The organism is Lentzea guizhouensis, from assembly GCF_001701025.1.
GTDB lineage: Bacteria > Actinomycetota > Actinomycetes > Mycobacteriales > Pseudonocardiaceae > Lentzea > Lentzea guizhouensis.
This window is the reverse complement of the sequence record NZ_CP016793.1, coordinates 2,153,774-2,170,541: the sequence shown is the minus strand read 5'-3', so window position 1 is coordinate 2,170,541 and position 16,768 is coordinate 2,153,774. Positions and strand designations below refer to the sequence as shown.

Sequence of the window (16,768 nt, the reverse complement as noted above, 5' to 3'; positions counted from 1 at the left end):
GGCCGCGGGGGAACCAACTGCGGAGGGGACCCCTGCGCGAGCCTGCGATCGAGTTCGTACCAGGGGTGAACGGGTCGCCGCGCCGCTCGCAGCCTGCCTGCTGGCCGTCTGCCGTGCCTCGCCCGGCACCCGATGGCGGGCACGGCGGGGGACCGGCCGCCGCCTGGGCGACGGCCGGTGGGGACGCTAGATCGCCGGGTCGCGGCGGTCCATGGTGGGGGTGGGTGGTTCCTGCTTCGCCTGGGCGGCGAGGAGGTCGCGGATCTCGATCAGGAGCTCGACGTCGGTCGGCTCGGCGGGGCCGGCTTCTTCGCCCTTCTTGCGGCGGTCCTGGATCTTCTTGATCGGCAGGACGAGCACGAAGTAGACGACGGCCGCCACGATCAGGAAGTTGATGATGGCGTTGATGAGCGAGCTCAGGTCGATGAAGGTCGAGTCCTTCAGCGCCTGGGTGTCGTCGCGCAGCGAGAAGCCGAGGCCCTTGGTCTCCGCGCCGCCGAAGATGTTGATCAGCGGCTTGATGATGCTCGTGGTGAACGCGGTGACGATCGCGGTGAACGCCGTGCCGATGACCACGGCCACGGCCAGGTCCACGACGTTGCCGCGCATCAGGAAGTCCTTGAAACCCTTCAGCATCAGCGGAGGGTAACGGCTAACGCGTGGTCGAGTGACGCCGCGGCCACGCGCGCCGCGTTTCCTCTCGGCAACGTGAGGACGACGACCTGCCCCCTGGTCTCGCGCACGAACGCGTCCGAGGCCAGCACCTCGCCGGTCGGGGAGACGACGTCGACCCGGTTCTCCACCCGCACCACGGAAGCGAGCTCCTGGTCAGCGACCCGCACGGCCACCGAGGCGAGGTCGGCGGGAACCGAGAGGTCGAAGTCCGTCAGCGGGACGCCCGCGCGCGCCGGACCGGCCAGAGCACGACCCACCACGACCTCGGGCGACGAGAACGAACCCGCCACGGCCGAGGACAGCGACGCCACCCGGACATCGGCAGCACCGAGCGGCACGCCGGCCGGCAGGTCGCGGGTGGCGACCACGGCGGGATGACCCACGTCGGGCCAGAAGAACGTCGACAACGCCACCAGGACCAGGCCGAGCGCCAGGAAACGGCGCCACACCACCGGGACACCGCGGCGGAGCAGCGAGCGGAACCGGTCGGGGAGCGTGGGGGAAAGGGTCATGCCCTCGACGGTAGGACCGGCGAGGGCATGGCGAAGGTGATGAGCCGCGAAGTTGTGGACAACTCGCGATCTTCAGGAGGCCGCGGCCGCCGGAGAGCTCGTCGAGGACTTCGAGGAGGAGTCCGAGGAGGACGACGAAGAAGCCGTCGACGAAGACGAGGACGACCCGGTCGACGACGCGGTCGACGACGCGGTCGATGACGCGGTCGACGCCGCGGCCGGGGTCTTCGACGACGAACGGCTGTCCGTGCGGTAGAAACCGCTGCCCTTGAAGACCACACCGACGGCACCGAACAGCTTGCGCAGCTTGCCCGAGCACTCCGGGCACTCGGTGAGGGAGGCGTCGCTGAACGACTGCACCGCCTCGAACCGGTGCTCACACGCGGTGCAGGCGTACTGGTACGTAGGCACTGGGTTCGCTCCTAGATCTGGCACTCGACCGTTGTGAGTGCCAACACGATTTTCGCCCAGGACCTTCCCCGAGCGCAAACACCCCAGGTCAACGTCACAGCCACCGCAGGCCCACCGAGGGCGTCAGCACGCCGTTCATCCGCACGTCGTGCGGCTCCGCAGGCACCGAGTCAAGCACCTCCACGTCCCTCACCACCGCCACCAGCGGCGCCTTGACCAGCGGCAACGACCGGTCGTAGTGCCCCTTGCCCTTCCCGAGCCGCACCCCGTCCACCGACACCGCCAGCGCGGGCACGAGCACCAGCGAGGCTCCAGCGATCGCCGAGGCACCGAGCCGGGGACCGGTCGGTTCGAGCAGCCGCAACGCCGCCGGTGCGAGGTCGGCCGGACCGGTGTGGACCGCCCAGTCGAGCGGTGAGTCGCCCGTCACCACCGGCAGCAGCACCCGGCACCGCAGCCCGTCGAGCCACGACGCGTCACCGGGCTCCGACCCGACCGGCAGGAACGCGCACACGGTCTGATCAGGACTCACCTCCAGCCGGGCCACGTGCGCGGCCAGAGCGGCCGCTTCCGTGGCGCGCACGTCGGCCGGCACCGAACGGCGCTGCGCGAGCAACCGTGAACGCAGTGAGGCCTTCCGGTCACGAAGATCGGACGTCATGGTGGGTATCCCTCGGTATGTCGTTAGCATCGCAGCCCATGAGCAGCGCTTTCCACACCGCCATCGTGCCCGCGGCCGGCCTGGGCACTCGCTTCCTCCCCACGACCAAGGCCGTGCCGAAGGAGTTGCTGCCGCTCGTCGACACCCCGGCCATCGAGTACGTGGCCAGGGAGGCGGCCGGTGCGGGCGCCACCAGGCTCGTCATCGTGACCTCGCCGGAGAAGGCCTCGGTCGCCAACTACTTCGACGAGAACCCCGAGCTGGAGAAGACCCTCGCCGACCGAGGCAAGGCCGACCTCGTCGAGAAGATCCGGCGTGCACCCCAGCTGATCAAGGCCGAGACGGCGATCCAGGAGCAGGCGCTCGGCCTGGGCCACGCGGTGGGCTGCGCCGAGGGCAACCTGACCGGCGAGGACGAGGCCGTCGCGGTGCTGCTGCCCGACGACATCATCCTGCCGACCGACGCGCTCAAGAAGATGGCACAGGTGCGTGAGGAGAAGGGCGGCAGCGTCCTGCTGGCGTTCGACATCCCGCGCGAGCAGATCTCCGCGTACGGCGTGTTCGACGTCCGCGACACCGGCTCCGACGACGTGAAGCAGGTCGTCGGCATGGTCGAGAAGCCGAAGCCGGAGGACGCGCCGTCGACGTTCGCCGCCGCCGGCCGCTACCTGCTCGACCGGGCGATCTTCGACGCCCTCAAGCGCATCACCCCCGGTGCGGGCGGTGAGCTGCAGCTGACCGACGCCATCGCGCTGCTGATCAACGAGGGCCACCCCGTGCACGTCGTCGTGCACCGCGGCGGGCGACACGACCTCGGCAATCCCGCCGGATTCCTGCGGGCTGCGGTTGACTTCGCACTCAACACCCCGGAGTACGGACCCGATCTGCGCGAGTGGTTGCGGGAACGCCTCGACAACTCCTGATCAGCACCTTTTTGGGCGGCGAGGACCAGCACATGAGGTCAGTGGACGAGCAGCTCGCACGGGTGATCGCGGCCGCCGTGCGGCCCGCGCCCGTGCGGGTGGCGATCTCCGAGTCGCAGGGCCTGCTCTGCGCGGAGGAGGTCATCGCGGAACGCGCGCTGCCCGGTTTCGACCAGGCGGCGGTCGACGGGTACGCGGTGCGCAGCGTGGACGTGTCCGGCGCGAACGCGGGCCCGGTGCAGCTGCCGGTCGTGGGCGAGATCCCGGCCGGCTCCCGGCAGCCGCGCAGGTTGCAGCCCGGCCAGGCGGTCAAGGTCGCGACCGGCGCACCGCTCCCGACGCTGGCGGACGCGGTGGTGCCGCTGGGCTACACCGACGGTCACCACGCCAAGGTCACCGTCAACCGCAGCGTGCCGTCGGCCGGTTTCGTCCGCCGCACCGGCGAGGACGTGCAGACCGGTGACGTCGCCGTGCGCCGCGGCGCGTCCATCGGCGCCGCCCAGGTGGGTCTGCTCGCCGCCGTCGGCCGCAACAAGGTGCTCGTGCACCCGCGCCCGCGGGTGTCGGTGATCTCGCTCGGCGAGGAGCTCGTCGACGTCGACCGCACACCCGGCCAGGGCCAGGTCTACGACGTGAACTCGTACGCGCTGGCCGCCGCCGCGCGCGACGCCGGTGCCGAGGTCAGCCGGGTCGGCATCATGTCCGCCGACCCGCGGCGGCTGCGCGAGGTCGTGGAGGGCCGCCTGCTGCTCTCCGAGATCGTCGTCATCGCCGGTGGCGTGGGCGGCGCGATCGGCGACGAGGTCAGGGCGGCGCTGACGGAGCTGGGCGACATGGACGTCACCCGCGTCGCCATGCACCCCGGCTCCGCGCAGGGCTTCGGGCGGCTCGGCCCGGACGCGGTGCCCACGTTCCTGCTGCCGGCCAACCCGATGAGCGCGCTGGTCGTGTTCGAGGTGCTGGTCAGGCCGCTGATCAGGGCCGCGCTCGGTAAGAAGAACCCGTACCGCCGCGCGGTGAGCGCGCGGCTGCTGTCGCCGCTGCAGTCGACGAAGGGCCGCCGCGGGTTCCTGCGCGGCCAGCTGCTGCGCGACGCGGACAACGGCGAGTACCTGGTCCAGCCGCTGGGGACGTCGGGGTCGCACCTGCTGGCGTCGTTGGCCGAGGCCAACTGCCTGGTCATGGTCGACGAGGACGTCACCGAGGTCTCCGTCGGCGAGGAAGTGCTGGTGAGTTTCCTGGCCCAGAGGGGTTGAGCTCAGAGGGGTCGATGAGCGCTTTCGCTGATCTCGGACGGCACCCCGGCTGGCCGGTCCGGCTGGGGCCGCTCGACGTGCGCGCGGGAACCGTCGAGCTGCGCGGCCCGCGCCTGTTCGACGGGGCGAGGTGGTCGCGCCTGCGGATCCGCGACCGCGCCTACCTGGAGCAGTGGGAACCCACCGCCGTGGAGGGCTGGGACGAGCGCAACGCCCTGATGTCCTGGCCGGCCCAGTGGTCGGCGCTGCGCTCGATGGCCAGGCGCGGCACCACTCTGCCGTTCATGATCACCGTGAACGGCGAGGTGGCCGGCCAGATCACCGTCGGCAACATCGTCCGCGGCTCACTGCGCTCGGCCTGGATCGGGTACTGGGTCGCGGCCGATCGGGCGGGCGGAGGCGTCGCAACGGCGGCCGTCGCGTTGCTCACCGACCACGCCTTCCGCCACGCTGGTCTGCACCGCCTCGAAGCGACCGTGCGACCCGAGAACGCGCCCTCACTTCGCGTCCTCGCCAAGTCCGGATACCGCGAGGAAGGCCTCTTCAAGCGTTATCTGGATGTTGCCGGACAGTGGCGCGACCACCTCTGTTTCGCGATCACCGCCGAAGAGGTCTCCGATGGCCTAGTGCGCCGTTTGGTCGCACGCGGAGAGGCCCGTCTTCCCTGACCTCCGCTTCCGTTCGTCCTAATCGCTTCACCCAAAAGTGGGTGATACACCACACTTTGGTACGCACCGCGCTCGGCGAGCCTCCGACACTGGTGTGACTGTTGTGACTAGCGTGGTGACAGCACCACGCGTGGGCCGGGGGAGGTGAACGGGGAATGCCGAGTTCGCTGATCATCGTTGCGCTGGTCGTCGCCTGGCTGGTCGTCCTCGTCCCCATGGTGGCCCGCAAGCGCCAGGAGAGTGCGCGCAGCGTGGGGGAGGAGTACGACGCCATGCCCGACGCCGAGTACGACGACATCCACGACATCGACGACGACTACTTCGACGAGGAGGAGTACGTCGAGCGCCCGTTCCGGCGCGGCCGCGGTGGCTACGACCCGGAGACCGCCGCCCTGGTGGCACAGGCCAAGTACGCGTTCCGCCGCAGAGTCGTGGCGTTCCTGCTGGTCGCCGCGGTGGTGACGGGCGTGGTCGCCGGCGTCTTCTACCCGCCGCTCTGGTACGGCCACGCGGGCCTCGACCTCCTGCTGCTCGGCTACCTCACCTACCTGCGCCGCCAGGTGCGGATCGAGGAGGAGATCCGCGCCCGCCGCCTGGCCCGCCTGCAGCAGGTCCGCCGCCGCCGCGCGACGGGCCCGCAACAGCAGGCCGCTGCCGCTGCGAGCGCTGTCGCCGTCGTCGAGGACGCACCGGTGGTCGTCGAGGTCCTCGAGACCACCGAGGTCGAGGTCGTCGAGGTGGCCGACGAGCGGCCCGCACTGCCGCCGCTGCCGCGCTACGAGCACCACGTGCTGCCGGGCACGATCCCGGTCGACTCCGACGACGAGGACCCGGTGTTCGTCGAGTTAGACGGACTGGAGTCGCTGCGGTACCGAGGTGCTGTGGGGGCTTAGGAGGGGGTGGTGAAACACCCCTTTCTGCCCTGCTATAGTTCTCTCGTAACACCGCAAGGGGCTGTAGCACAGTTGGTAGCGCGTCTCGTTCGCATCGAGAAGGTCAGGGGTTCGATTCCCCTCAGCTCCACCAAAGAACTACATGCACGAACACTCAGAGGGGCGGAATCCGGTCTACCGGGTTCCGCCCCTTCTGCATTCGCGACAGCGGCTGTTGCGGCGGCCTTGGGCACTCGGAACACGGGTGTGATGCGGCCGGGTCCGGTGATCTTGATTTTGACTACGAAGGTCTCCACGACGGCCTTGCGCTGGTTGGGGTTACCCGCCGCGATGATCTCCCGGATGTTGTGGTTGACGGTGTCCAGGGTGGCGGCGTCGGGCATCGTGGGCTCGTTCTCCAGTTCCTCCAGGAGTTCGGTTTCGCGTGCGCGTAGCTGTTGCTGTGTGGTGCGGTGGTCTCGCATGCGCCGCTTGGCGGCCTCGTCGTCGGCGTCGAAGGCGTCGGCCTCGAACGCGTCCAGGTACTTGTCGATCTTCGCGGTGACCTTGTTGATCTCGGACTTGACGGTCTTGAGTTCGGCGGCCACGCCGTCGTGGCTGGATTCGTAGACTTTGCGAGCGGCGTCGACGGCCTCGCGGATGAGGTCGTGCTGGTTGCTGTAGAAGCTGGCCACCGAGTCCAGGATGGCCTGGTCGAGGGCGTCGGCGTTGATGCGGTCCTGGTCGCAGGCTTCCTTGCCGTACTTGAGCCGCTTCATGCACGTGTAGTAGCGGTAGGTCTTGGTCTTGCCGTTCGCGCGGGTGCCGATCATCGCGTGCTTGCACTTGGGGCAGGGCAGGCGGCCGGTGGCGATGTAGTCCGAGCCGCTCGCGGCGCGGTGTGAGTGGCTGTCGCCGCGTTGATCCATGAGGCGGATGGCTTCAGTGAACTGCTCGCGGGTGATGATCGGTTCGTGTGCGTCCTTGGTGACGATGTCGCGGTAGTGGATCTCACCGAGGTAGGCGTCGTTCTCCAGGATGGACAGGATTCGTTTGAAGGCCCAGAGTCCGCCGCTTCGGGTGCGGTGGCCGCGTTCGTTGAGCTCGTTCGCGATTGCCCGTGATCCGAGTCGGTCCTTTGTGTACAGGTCGAAGATCAGGCGGATGACGACGGCTTCGGTCTCGTTGCGCAGCAGCCGGTGTGTGACGGGGTCGGTCTTGTAGCCGAACGGCGGCGGGCCGCCTTTCCACTGCCCGTTGTCGGCGGCGCGTTCCATGCCCGCCGTGACGCGGTCCACGATGAGGTCGCGTTCGAACTGGGCGAACATCGCCAGGAGGTTGACCATCATCCGGCCGACGGGGGTGGAGGTGTCGAACGGCTCGGTGGCGGAGCGGAACGCCACACCGGCCTCGTCCAGTTCCTCCAGCAGACTCACCGTGTCGCGCAGGCTGCGTGAGAACCGGTCCACCCGGTACACCAGCAACACGTCGATCATGTTCGACTTGGCCCACTGCATGGCCTTCTGCAAATCGGGCCGGTCGGTGGTCTTTCCGGACGCGTCGTCCTGGAATTTCTTGACGATCTTCCATCCGGGCTGCGAGGCCACATAGGCCTCCAGTCGGGTGTCCTGCGCCTCGATCGAGTACGGCTGGTTCTCGTCGTCGGTGCTGCGCCGCATGTAGATGCCCACCCGCACGGTGTCGAGGTCGAGCCCCGCCGCAGCGCGCCCGACCTTCTTAGCTCGTGTCCGCCTAGACAAAGAAAGTCCCCCAAACAATGAACGCGCACGCGTGAACGGGCGCGGTTTTCGGCAAGGGTCTGCCCATTCCGGTATTTCTCTCGGTCATGTACCGGAATGTAGCATTTCTGATCGGATTTGATTAGTTCTGGTTTTTACGCGGCACGTTGCATTTCATTCCAGGTGTTGATGAGCGTGGCGAGGGCATTCACGCCGTCCTCACGTTGTGCCTCGTCCAGGTCCGTGGTCTCGATGTGCTCGACCGTCCAGGCCTGCGGCTGGCGGGCTGCTGACTGCATTCGTAGGCTCCCGAGGGACACAGCGCGGAAGCCCCCGAGGCCAGCGCGAGGCCTGGGGGCTCCTCGCGCTGGGATGGGCGTGACTAGGGCTGCGGGTGGTTCAGCGCCGCCGAGGCAGTGCCGGTTCGCTCGGTGGCTTGCCACTCGCGGAACGTGCGCTGACCGATGGCCTTGCGCAGGTGCGGGATGCGGTTCTGGGCCATACCAACCGGGCTTGGCCCGAGCACGGCGTCCAGGTCGGACCCGGCGTTGGTATGCCATCCGGCTGCGGTGATCGCCTCTTCGGACGGAAAGACGTCGGCCATCCGGTCGGTTGCCGGGTTGATGAGGTGGTCTTCCTTGCCGCCGTAGGAGTAGACCCAGGCGAAGTTCTCGGGCGGGTCGGGCTCCACGAGGCGCTTAAACCGGCTGATCTCCTTGGTGTAGCTGTAGACCAGCACATCCGGCACGGCGCGAGCGACGGTCATCCAGTCGGTGACGTAGTCGTCGCTGAAGTAGTCGCCGCTGTCGTGCACGCGGAGCTTTCCGTTGCGGTACTTCGGCGCGGCCAGCTCAGTGACGAGGTCGTGCCGCCACTGCCGGGGGTCGTCGAGGTACCGGGCGAGGTTGCGCGCGTGTTTGGCCTTGACCTGGGGGAACTGGTAGGTGCCCGTCCTGGCGTAGCAGACGTTCGCGCAGACACCGGCGCTCGGACAGGTCAGGACGTTGCGGCCGTCGGCGAGCTTGGCGGCTAGGGCGGGGATGGAGTAGTTGAAGATGCCGTGACGGCGCAGGCCCGAGTTCTGCGTGATCATGCGTTCGGGCCCGCGCTGCCGGGGTGTCGTGGCGGTGACGACAGGTCTCCTTGTCGTCAGTCCAGGACGTTGGGGGTCAGCGTCCGGCCGGCGTCGTCGCGCGGGTCGGACGTCGGGGTGACGCGCTTCTCGCCGGCGAGGGCCACGCCGAACGCGCCGAGCAGCGCGAGGACTGCGGAGACGGTGCCGGTGATGGCGTCGGCCTGGCCGGTGGTGAGCAGGCCGGAGCCGACGAGCCAGGAGACCAGGGCGGCGATGAGGCCTACCCAGGTGGCGACGGCACGCAGCGGGCGGGGACGGGGATCGGTCATGGGGTGTTCCTCCAGGGTGTGTTGGGTGCCGTCGTGGCGTTCGAGCCACAGCACGAATGCCTTGCTGGCCTTGATGAGCAGCCAGAGGGCGAGGGCGAGGGAGATGACCCAGTGCCCGCCGGTCATCGACTCGGCGGGCACCGGTTGGGCGGTCACGGGCGGATGAGGTCGGCCCAGTCGTCCCACCAGACCTCGCCCCAGCGGGACGTGGAGTTGGGGCGGGCCGCGCGCTGCCAGGCGGCGACGGCGTCCTTGGTGGGCTGCTCGAAGATGCCGTCGGCCCAGCCCGCAACGTTCGGGGCGAAGCCGCGGCGCTGAAGCTCCTCTTGGATGAGCCGGACGAAGTACTGCTCGTCCGGGATGCCGCCCATCGACACGGGCGCGCCGCCGTGGGACTCGTTCGGGCCGCTGATCAGCCCGAAGTAGTGGTTCTGGGGCAGGGGGAACCGTGGCTTTGTCGGCGGCCGGGTCGGCGGCGGGGTGCTCGTGCCGCCGAGCATGGGCAGGTTCCACGGCCGGGTGTCGTCGCACAGGCTGGAGGCCACGACGCTGATGTGGACGTGCGAGGTGTGGGGGTTGCTGCCGGAGTATCGGACCCACTGCCACGGCGAGAACTGCGGGCGGCTGTCCATGATCAGCCCGTTGGCGATCACGTACTTGATCCGGTTGTCGCGCGAGGTCTGGAGTTCGTCGGTGAACCGGTCGATGTCGAATCCGGCGCGGGGGTCGTGGGTGACGTCGAGGGCGGTGACGATGCCGGGCCCGTACCAGGGGGAGTGGTCGCTGGTGACGTCGTGGTTGGCGTCGCCGATGGTTCCGTCGCTGGCCTTGTTGCGGCCGGGGAACTTGGCGTTGATCTGGTCTCGCAGGATGAGCAGGGAGTTGGCTACACGCCAGGCCAAGGGTTTCTCTTTCTGTTGTTGGGCAATAAAAAACGGCCGTCACCAGGCGGTGACGGCCGTTCGTTTCGGGGCGGGAGTGGTCAGGTGTGGCGTCGCACGGCGGCGGCGATGTCCTCGGCCTGGCGGCGTCGGTCGCGCTCGCGGTCGAGTTCGTCTTCGAGTTCGCCGATGCGGTCTTCGAGGCCTGCGACGCGGTTGCGCAGGGCGGTGATCTCGGTGGCGTGCGCGGTTTCGCGGGCGGCGAGTGCGGCGAGGTAGTCAGCGCGGTCTGACCGGTTGGCGGTCATGAGCCGGTGGTTGGCGGTGAGCAGGTAGCCCACGACGATCACGAGCGCACCGGCCACGCCGAGCTGAGGCAGTAGTGCGGGGTCCATATGCCTCCTGGCGGTGGTGTGCGGCGAGGAGACGTGCGATGCGGTCGATGGCTGCGCTACGCTCCCGTCACGGAGCGAAAGGGGGCTGTCCCGGGCTGTGCCCAGGGACAGTTGAGCCACGCTGCCTTGAACAGGTTTTCCCGAGATCGGTGCAGCTTGCCGATCGCCTGAGCCGGGTTGGCCTGAAGAACGACCACTAGTAGAACCGCACGCCGCACGCCTTCACGGGCTCGGTTTGTCGCTCAGGCCGGATCGGGCAGGAGCGTTGTGGTGACTTGGTTATGGGTGGTGGCGGGCGTCGTGCTCGCTGGGTTCGTGGTCATCGTTGTTATCTGGCGCGATCAGTCGACCAAGCGCCTCACCGTGAGCGCGAACTTCCGGGGAATCGGTGGATCGTTGCGGATTGAGCGGGACTCGAATCCTCAGCCGAGTCTTCCCGCCGGTCAGCGGTCGTCTCGGCGCAAGCGTCGCCGTGGACGCCGCAGATAGCTCAGGGAACGCGGATGCCCTCGCGCACAAGAGCGTCACGTGCGGCGGGGTCGACGGCGGGGTCGGGGAACAGGCCGGTGTCGGTGGGGACGCCGGGGCTGGTGGTGGCGCGCAGGGTGAGGACTTGGCGGATGCGGCCGGTGTTGTCGCCGCTGGTGCGGATGCCGATGACCCAGGCGGAGGTGTCCAGGGTTGCGCCGACGTCGTCGACGACGCGGACGAGGTCGCCCAGGGTGATGCGCGGGTCAGGCAGGATCTCGATGTCTCCGAGCACCGGAAGTGGTTGTGCGGCAACGGAGAGCAGATAGTCAGCGATGCGTCCGGCGGTTCCGAGGGTCTGAATCCACGGCGTCGAGGGAACCTGGAAGACCTGGGCTCCGTATCGGGCGCGGCTGGTGGTGTTGTAGCGGCGGGTGGACAGCCGGGTGGGACTGTTGGCGGCGAGGCGTTGCGACCAGATCGACAGCGACGGCAGGCCACCGCTGGTGACGATGAAACACGCGCTGTTGGACAGGTTGCGGAAGGTCACGCGCAGGGTTGCGCCGTCGCGTTCGGTGGTGGACTCGATCGAGCCGTGAATGCCGAGCTGTCCGTTGAGCGTCGGTGAGAACCGCACCCGGCTGGTGTTGGCGGGCAGGGTGGTGGCGTAGACGACCGGGGGTGGGCTGTCGTATTCGGAGACGTCGTAGTCGTAGGTGAACGTGACCGTCTGGAACGCGCTGATCGTGCGCACCGTGGATTCGGTGAACCGCTCGGCCGGCGTGCCGGTGGTGTAGAGCTGGTACGGCACGTCGACGGTGTTGCGGATCGAGTCGATCGCCTCGGACACGCGCAGGCTGGCGATCTCGCGCGCCGAGGTCACCTGGTTGAACGTCTGGCCGGGCGTGGTGAAGCGGGTGTTGTTGCGGTAGCGGCACACCCCGTAGGGATCGAACTCTGCGGTGGCCTGTTCGGCTTTGGCTACGGAGCTGATGACGTCCCAGGCGGAGCCCTGTACGGGCGGGATCGCGCGCAGTTCTGAGGTGATCTGGTCGAGGACCGCGCCACGGGTCCAGGCCTGGATGAACTCCTGCTGGGTCATGCGGTTCTCGCGCAGAGAGACCTGCACGGCCTCGATCGGCAACGCCGAGGACAACTCGATGTAGTTGAGCTGGGAGAAACCGAGTTCGGTGAACGCGCCCATGTCGGTCTCGCGGTAGGCACCGCCGCCTTTGTCGATGAAGTAGCGGGCGGACGGGGTGCGGCCGGTCCAGGTCCAGTGCACGCCGATGTGGTAGATGCCTGCGAACCGGAGGCCCATTCCGGCGTCGCCCTTGACGGTGCCGCCGGTGCCGGTCGCGCCGATGTTCATCTGGTCTTCGTTGAAGTCGAACCAGAAGTAGATGTCGTTGATGCTGTTGTCCGCCTGGAACACCAGCTTCATCTCGACCCGGTTCCCAGACGCGGCAAGGCTTGTGCGGTCCACCCAGAACTCCACGAACAACCCGCGACCGCCCACGGTGGTGCGGGTGCGGGGGTCCCAGCGCACGGTGAAGGGCTGGGAGCCGGGCATGGCGGCGATCTCCCACGGCGCGCGGTCGCGCCGGTAGGTCAGGGAGTTGTGGGTGTGGTCGCGGTAGAACCCGACGTCCGGCACGACGCCGCCGTGCATCGAGGCGTAGAGGGTGCAGTCCGCACGCGGTGGCGGCGCTGTGTGGATGCCCGCCTCCCGCAACAGGTGGTCGACAACCCAGGTGCCGGAGGCGATGGGGTTGCTGTTCGCGGACAGCACGGCGGGCAGGCGTGCGGCGTCGCGGAGCTTCTCGGCGCCGTCGAGCGCGGACACGGCCACGGTGCCGGTGCCGCTGTCGGCGGTCCGGTCGCGGATCGAGCCACGGAAGCCGGGCAGGGTCTCGCCCGCCAGGCCCCAACCGTGGGTGACGGACTGGCCGGGCCGGGCGATGTCGCCCGTGCTGTGCGGGGCGTAGGGGCTGTAGAGCTGTGCGGCGGTCTTGCCGTCTACGCCGGTGAGGTCGAGCCGCAGTTCTGCGGCGGCGCTGCCGTTGACGGCGCGCATCTGCTCGGGCAGATCGGAGTCGTAGGCGCGATCGAGCGTCCAGGACGTGACTTGGTCGGTGAGGTCGCGTCCGGCGAGCCGGGTCAGGGTGGTGTTGGTGCGTTCGGCGTTCTGTAGGGCGGTGGTGAGGTTCGGGCTAGCGGGGAGTACGGCGGACCTCCACGAGGGTCAGGGACAGGTCGCGGTGCGGTGGCCGGGCCTTGTCGGTGTAGCCGGTGACGGTCATTGCGGGGCAGCCGTCGCCGAGCGTGCCGACCTCGTCGGCGGTGACGGGGTCGCCCATGCGTAGCAGCGCCGGACCGATCGGTTTCGTGCCGGTCCAGGCGCGCAGGATGAGGCGCGGCAGGACGAACACCGCACCGGCGGGCGGTACGGCGGTCAGCAATGAGGACGGTCCGGCCTCGCCGACGAAGCCCTGATCGGCTGTGTAGAACGTGAAGGCGCAGCGCACGTCCGGTAGGCCGGTGGCCATGTGGACGGGCAGGCCGGGGACGACGGGCCAGCCGAACCAGTGCGGGTGCAGCAACAGCACCCCGTCGTTGTCGCGCGGGTCGGTCACGGTGATCACCCGATCCGCGCGTTCGTTCAGCGTGCCCCACCCGGACATCAGGTAGGCCGCGCGCGGCCCGTACCCCTGCGACTGCCCGCCATCGAGCAGGTTGCGGGCGGCGGGATCGATCACGGCCAGAGGGCCAGGGCCGAACACGCCGCGCGCCAACGCCTCCACCCACCCCGCTTCGGCCGGGGCCATCGCGGTCCAGGACAGGGCGAGGCGGCGCGGTGGCGCTGCCAGGCGAGTGGTAGTGATCCCGCCCGACAGCGCCGCGAACTCCTGCACGCCCAGACTGATGGACCGGTCCAGGTCGGTGGCCGCGTCGCGGACTTCACGCAGGCGTCCTAGCGGGCCGATCCACAACGAACCCAACGGCGTCACCTCCGCGACAGTGCGTGCTGGCCTTCGGCGGTGGCGCGGGCGATCTCGGTCGCGCCGACCTGCACCACGACCGGCCGTCCGGCAAGGCGTTCGATCGCCTCGACCAGCGCGGCGAGGTCCGCCGCCTTCTGGTCGTCCCGGCCGGCCGTGGCAGCCGCTTGGGCGGCGAGTCGTTGCGCGGCAACGGGTCCGGTCTCCACGGCGAGCGTGGCGGCGGGGATGCGGTCGGTCAGGTCAGTGAGGTAGCGGCGCACGGCCGGTTCCTCGGCCTCGAAACCGTCCACCAGCGAACGCATGATGAGAACACCGTTGGCGCGCAACAGCTTCGCATCCCGCTGCGGTGGTCCCTTCCAGTCGGGCAGCAGGTCGGTCAGCTCGCGCAGCTTCGCGCGCACGCTGCTGATCATGGACTCGATGCCGCGCAGGAAGCCGCGAATCAGGTTCTTGCCCGCTTCGAGCAGCAGGGAGCCGACGTTGCCGAAGCTGGACAGGATCTGCCCTGGCAGGCCACCGAAGAACCCGAGCAGGGACCGCACGCCGAGTTCCGCGCCGGAGACCAGCAGCCGCCAGGCGGCGGACGCGATGTCCTGCACGCCGCGCCAGGCCCGCGACCAGTCACCGGACAGCAGCGCGAGGCCGGTGTTGATCACGCCCTGGATGAGCGAGAGGGTGGCGGAGATGATCTCCAGGGCGTTGCGGAAGACCGGTTTCACGCCGTCGTTGATGAACAGCTTCAGCACGGGGATCACGTGCTCGACGAATAGCGCGGCGAGCTTGAGTAGTGCCGCGTTCCAGACGGTCATGATCGTCAAGGCTTGCGTGATGACGGGCACGAGTTCGCCGAGCAGCGGGAGCAGCTCGGGCAGCAGTTCGGAGACGATGCGCAGCAAGAGCGGCGTCATCGGCAGCAGGCCCTCGGACCAGAACTGAATCCACGCGGCGGCGAGCGGCGGGATCAGCGGAACGAGGTTGCGCAGCGCCTCGGCCAGGATCTTGCCCAGCAGCATGCCGGTTTCGACCAGCGACGGCGTGGCCGCCGACAGGTCCAGGGCGGTCACGAGTTGCCGGATCGACTCGACCAGCACAGGCAGCACGGGCCGGGCCTGCTCCCACGCGGCCAGCAAAACATCCGAAAAGACGGTCGCCAAGATCGTGATGAGCGGCAGCGCGGCGGTGAGGGCTTCGACGAACGCGCCGCCCAGCTCGGTGGCGATCGGCGTCAACGCGCCGAGCAGCGCCGAGAGGGCGGGCACGGCCGCGCGGAGCGCCTGGACGAGTAGCTGGCCGACGGCGGAGATCAGCGGCTTGGCGGCGCGGGCGAGTTCGAGCAGGTCAGGGGTGAGTTCGCGGATGCCGTCGGCGAGCGCGCCGCCGACGAGCTCCTGCACGAGCTCGCCGACCACGGGCGCGAGCTCGGCGACGATGCCGGAGACAGCGCCCAATGCCGGCACGAGCACCGAGGCGAGCGCCTGCGCGGCGACCCCGGCCAGAGGCGCGAGGACGGCCAGGATTTCGGCGGCTGGTTTTGCTCCAGCGGCCAGCATCGTGAACGCCACGCCGAGGGATGAGCCGAGCTGGCCGACAGCGGGGATCGTGTCGGAGGCGAAGGCGCGGCCCACTGCCTCCAGCAACGTCAGCAGACCCGATGTCGCATCGGATAATCCGCCGAAGAACTGTTGTAGTGCAACGGTTCCCTCGGCACTGCGCAGAAATGTCAGCAGGGAGCCGGTGAGGGCGGAGAGGGTGGCGAACAGGCTTGCGCCGTGGGTGTTCGCGGCGGACAGGACCGTGAACACGATCCGGCCCAGGTTGGCCACGGTGGTCAGGAAGTCGCCGACCGCCGACAACCCGGCGCTCATCCACTCCCGGAGCTGGCCGGTCTCGCGGGCGCGGCTGACGAAGTCGGCGAGACTCGTTGCGCCGTCCGCGAATCCGGACGCGAAGCCCGGCAGGAACTCGGAGCCGACCGCCGCCAGGTCACGGATGATCTGGAGCAGCGGCGCGGCCCCGCCGGACAGGGCGCGGACGGACTGGCCGGTCTGGTCGAGGATCAGCCGGACGTCGTCGACGGTGCGGCCGTCGCGGGCGAACGCGGATGCGTTGCGGGCGGCGAGGTTGAAGCCTCCGGCGATGTCGGCCAGGCCGCCGCGCAGCACCGGCAGGTAGGTCCCGCCGAGCTGCTCGACCTCCTTGCCGAGCCCCTCGAACAAGCGGGTGCGGATGTCGAGCTGGAGGCCGTCGAGTTGCGGTCGCAGTGCCCGCACGGCGTCGGTGGTCTCCCGCATCGCGGGCGGGAAGTCCTTGACGGCCTTGGCGTAGTCCTCGGCGGACTCCGCGTCGAATGCCTCGGACAGGCCCTCGACGCCGAGCTTGAGCGTCTTGACGGCGAGTGCCGCGGCGATGCCCACGGCCGGGAGCACCAGCAGTGAGCCCGAGGCGGTGGCCGCCGCCGCACCCAAACCGCCCGTGACGCTGATGGCCTGCGCGAGAGCAGCGGCGTAAGCGCCGTATTTCAGAGTGGCCGCGCCGACGCTGGCGGTGTTGCTGACGACGGATGCCGTGGTGCCGGTGAGTGCGCGGTCCAGTTGCCCGAGTCCGGCGAGGCTGGCGGTGAACGAGCGGTCCAGGACCGCGCGAATCTGGATCGCCTTCCGGCTCTGCCGTTCCCGCAGGGCGGCGGCGTCGCGTTCGGCGGGTGCGGTGTCGAGCTGGGCGAGCAGCCGCATGGCGGTCTGGTCGCCTTGGGCGGCGAGCTGCTGGAGCTGTGCGCGGGCCAGGGCGGTCTGGATCTGTGCGCCGAGGCTGATGTTGGGTGCGCCGCGTTCCTCGTCGTTGATGGCCTTCTTCACGGCCGCGCCGAGGCCCACGAGGCTGGGCAGGATCTTGAGGTAG

Annotated in this window: 16 protein-coding genes, 1 tRNA gene and 1 pseudogene; 6 read left to right on the top strand and 12 right to left on the bottom strand. The window is 69.2% G+C overall.

The genetic code is table 11. From position 1 onward, the window contains the following. Positions 1–186 precede the first annotated feature (186 nt). Both mscL and BBK82_RS10855 read right to left on the bottom strand, forming a co-directional pair. Complete coding sequence (gene mscL / locus BBK82_RS10860; protein ID WP_065914896.1) at positions 187–636, bottom strand: large-conductance mechanosensitive channel protein MscL; 450 nt, start codon at positions 634–636, stop codon at positions 187–189. After that, positions 636–1,187 (bottom strand): SAF domain-containing protein, encoded by a 552-nt coding sequence (locus BBK82_RS10855; protein ID WP_065914895.1) that lies wholly within the window; start codon positions 1,185–1,187, stop codon positions 636–638. The genes mscL and BBK82_RS10855 overlap by 1 nt, the downstream gene beginning before the upstream one ends. A 52-nt stretch (positions 1,188–1,239) precedes the next feature. Here BBK82_RS10855 and BBK82_RS57200 point away from each other — a divergent pair, with 52 nt between their 5' ends. After that, the gene (locus BBK82_RS57200) at positions 1,240–1,443 is read left to right on the top strand and encodes a hypothetical protein (protein WP_065914894.1); all 204 of its coding nucleotides are present in this window, start codon (positions 1,240–1,242) and stop codon (positions 1,441–1,443) included. A gap of 249 nt (positions 1,444–1,692) precedes the next feature. Here the strand turns inward: BBK82_RS57200 and BBK82_RS10845 are convergent, their stop codons facing one another. Continuing rightward, positions 1,693–2,259 (bottom strand): 5-formyltetrahydrofolate cyclo-ligase, encoded by a 567-nt coding sequence (locus BBK82_RS10845; RefSeq protein ID WP_065914893.1) that lies wholly within the window; start codon positions 2,257–2,259, stop codon positions 1,693–1,695. A 38-nt stretch (positions 2,260–2,297) separates the two neighbouring features. Between BBK82_RS10845 and BBK82_RS10840 the strand changes: the two genes are divergently transcribed. The 5 genes from BBK82_RS10840 (at position 2,298) to BBK82_RS10820 (ending at position 6,132) form a co-directional block, all read left to right on the top strand. Further along, the gene (locus BBK82_RS10840) at positions 2,298–3,182 is read left to right on the top strand and encodes a UTP--glucose-1-phosphate uridylyltransferase (RefSeq protein WP_154697245.1); all 885 of its coding nucleotides are present in this window, start codon (positions 2,298–2,300) and stop codon (positions 3,180–3,182) included. A 32-nt stretch (positions 3,183–3,214) separates the two neighbouring features. Further along, entirely contained in the window at positions 3,215–4,438 is a 1,224-nt protein-coding gene (gene glp, locus BBK82_RS10835; protein ID WP_065920968.1) for a molybdotransferase-like divisome protein Glp, read from the top strand. 14 nt (positions 4,439–4,452) lie between these two features. Further along, positions 4,453–5,106, top strand: coding sequence for a GNAT family N-acetyltransferase (locus BBK82_RS10830; RefSeq protein WP_065914891.1), 654 nt, complete (start codon positions 4,453–4,455; stop codon positions 5,104–5,106). A 155-nt stretch (positions 5,107–5,261) separates the two neighbouring features. Beyond that, the gene (locus BBK82_RS10825; protein WP_065914890.1) at positions 5,262–5,999 is read left to right on the top strand and encodes a gephyrin-like molybdotransferase receptor GlpR; all 738 of its coding nucleotides are present in this window, start codon (positions 5,262–5,264) and stop codon (positions 5,997–5,999) included. A gap of 57 nt (positions 6,000–6,056) precedes the next feature. Further along, positions 6,057–6,132: transfer RNA gene (locus BBK82_RS10820), tRNA-Ala, on the top strand. Positions 6,133–6,730: 598 nt separating this feature from the next. Here BBK82_RS10820 and BBK82_RS56705 read toward each other — a convergent pair. The 9 genes and pseudogenes from BBK82_RS56705 to BBK82_RS10770 all read right to left on the bottom strand — a co-directional run. Beyond that, a pseudogene (locus BBK82_RS56705) lies at positions 6,731–7,657 on the bottom strand (recombinase family protein); the annotation flags it as partial. Positions 7,658–7,872: 215 nt separating this feature from the next. Then, complete coding sequence (locus tag BBK82_RS50115; RefSeq protein WP_154697244.1) at positions 7,873–8,016, bottom strand: hypothetical protein; 144 nt, start codon at positions 8,014–8,016, stop codon at positions 7,873–7,875. A gap of 83 nt (positions 8,017–8,099) precedes the next feature. After that, complete coding sequence (locus BBK82_RS10800; protein WP_065914886.1) at positions 8,100–8,810, bottom strand: GP88 family protein; 711 nt, start codon at positions 8,808–8,810, stop codon at positions 8,100–8,102. Positions 8,811–8,866: 56 nt separating this feature from the next. Then, on the bottom strand, positions 8,867–9,277 hold the full coding sequence (locus BBK82_RS53955; protein WP_237048124.1) for a hypothetical protein: 411 nt from the start codon (positions 9,275–9,277) through the stop codon (positions 8,867–8,869). Further along, entirely contained in the window at positions 9,274–10,023 is a 750-nt protein-coding gene (locus tag BBK82_RS10790) for a peptidoglycan-binding domain-containing protein (protein WP_065914885.1), read from the bottom strand. Before BBK82_RS10790 ends, BBK82_RS53955 begins: the two co-directional genes overlap by 4 nt. 80 nt (positions 10,024–10,103) lie before the next feature. Further along, the gene (locus tag BBK82_RS10785) at positions 10,104–10,397 is read right to left on the bottom strand and encodes a hypothetical protein (protein ID WP_154697243.1); all 294 of its coding nucleotides are present in this window, start codon (positions 10,395–10,397) and stop codon (positions 10,104–10,106) included. Between the two features lie 490 nt (positions 10,398–10,887). Then, positions 10,888–12,942 carry a hypothetical protein gene (locus BBK82_RS10780; RefSeq protein ID WP_065914883.1) on the bottom strand — a complete coding sequence of 685 codons (2,055 nt, stop codon included), beginning with the start codon at positions 12,940–12,942 and terminating at the stop codon, positions 10,888–10,890. 136 nt (positions 12,943–13,078) lie between these two features. Continuing rightward, on the bottom strand, positions 13,079–13,876 hold the full coding sequence (locus tag BBK82_RS10775) for a hypothetical protein (protein WP_065914882.1): 798 nt from the start codon (positions 13,874–13,876) through the stop codon (positions 13,079–13,081). Continuing rightward, positions 13,873–16,743, bottom strand: a complete 2,871-nt coding sequence (locus BBK82_RS10770) for a phage tail protein (RefSeq protein ID WP_065914881.1) — start codon at positions 16,741–16,743, stop codon at positions 13,873–13,875. Before BBK82_RS10770 ends, BBK82_RS10775 begins: the two co-directional genes overlap by 4 nt. Positions 16,744–16,768: the final 25 nt, after the last annotated feature.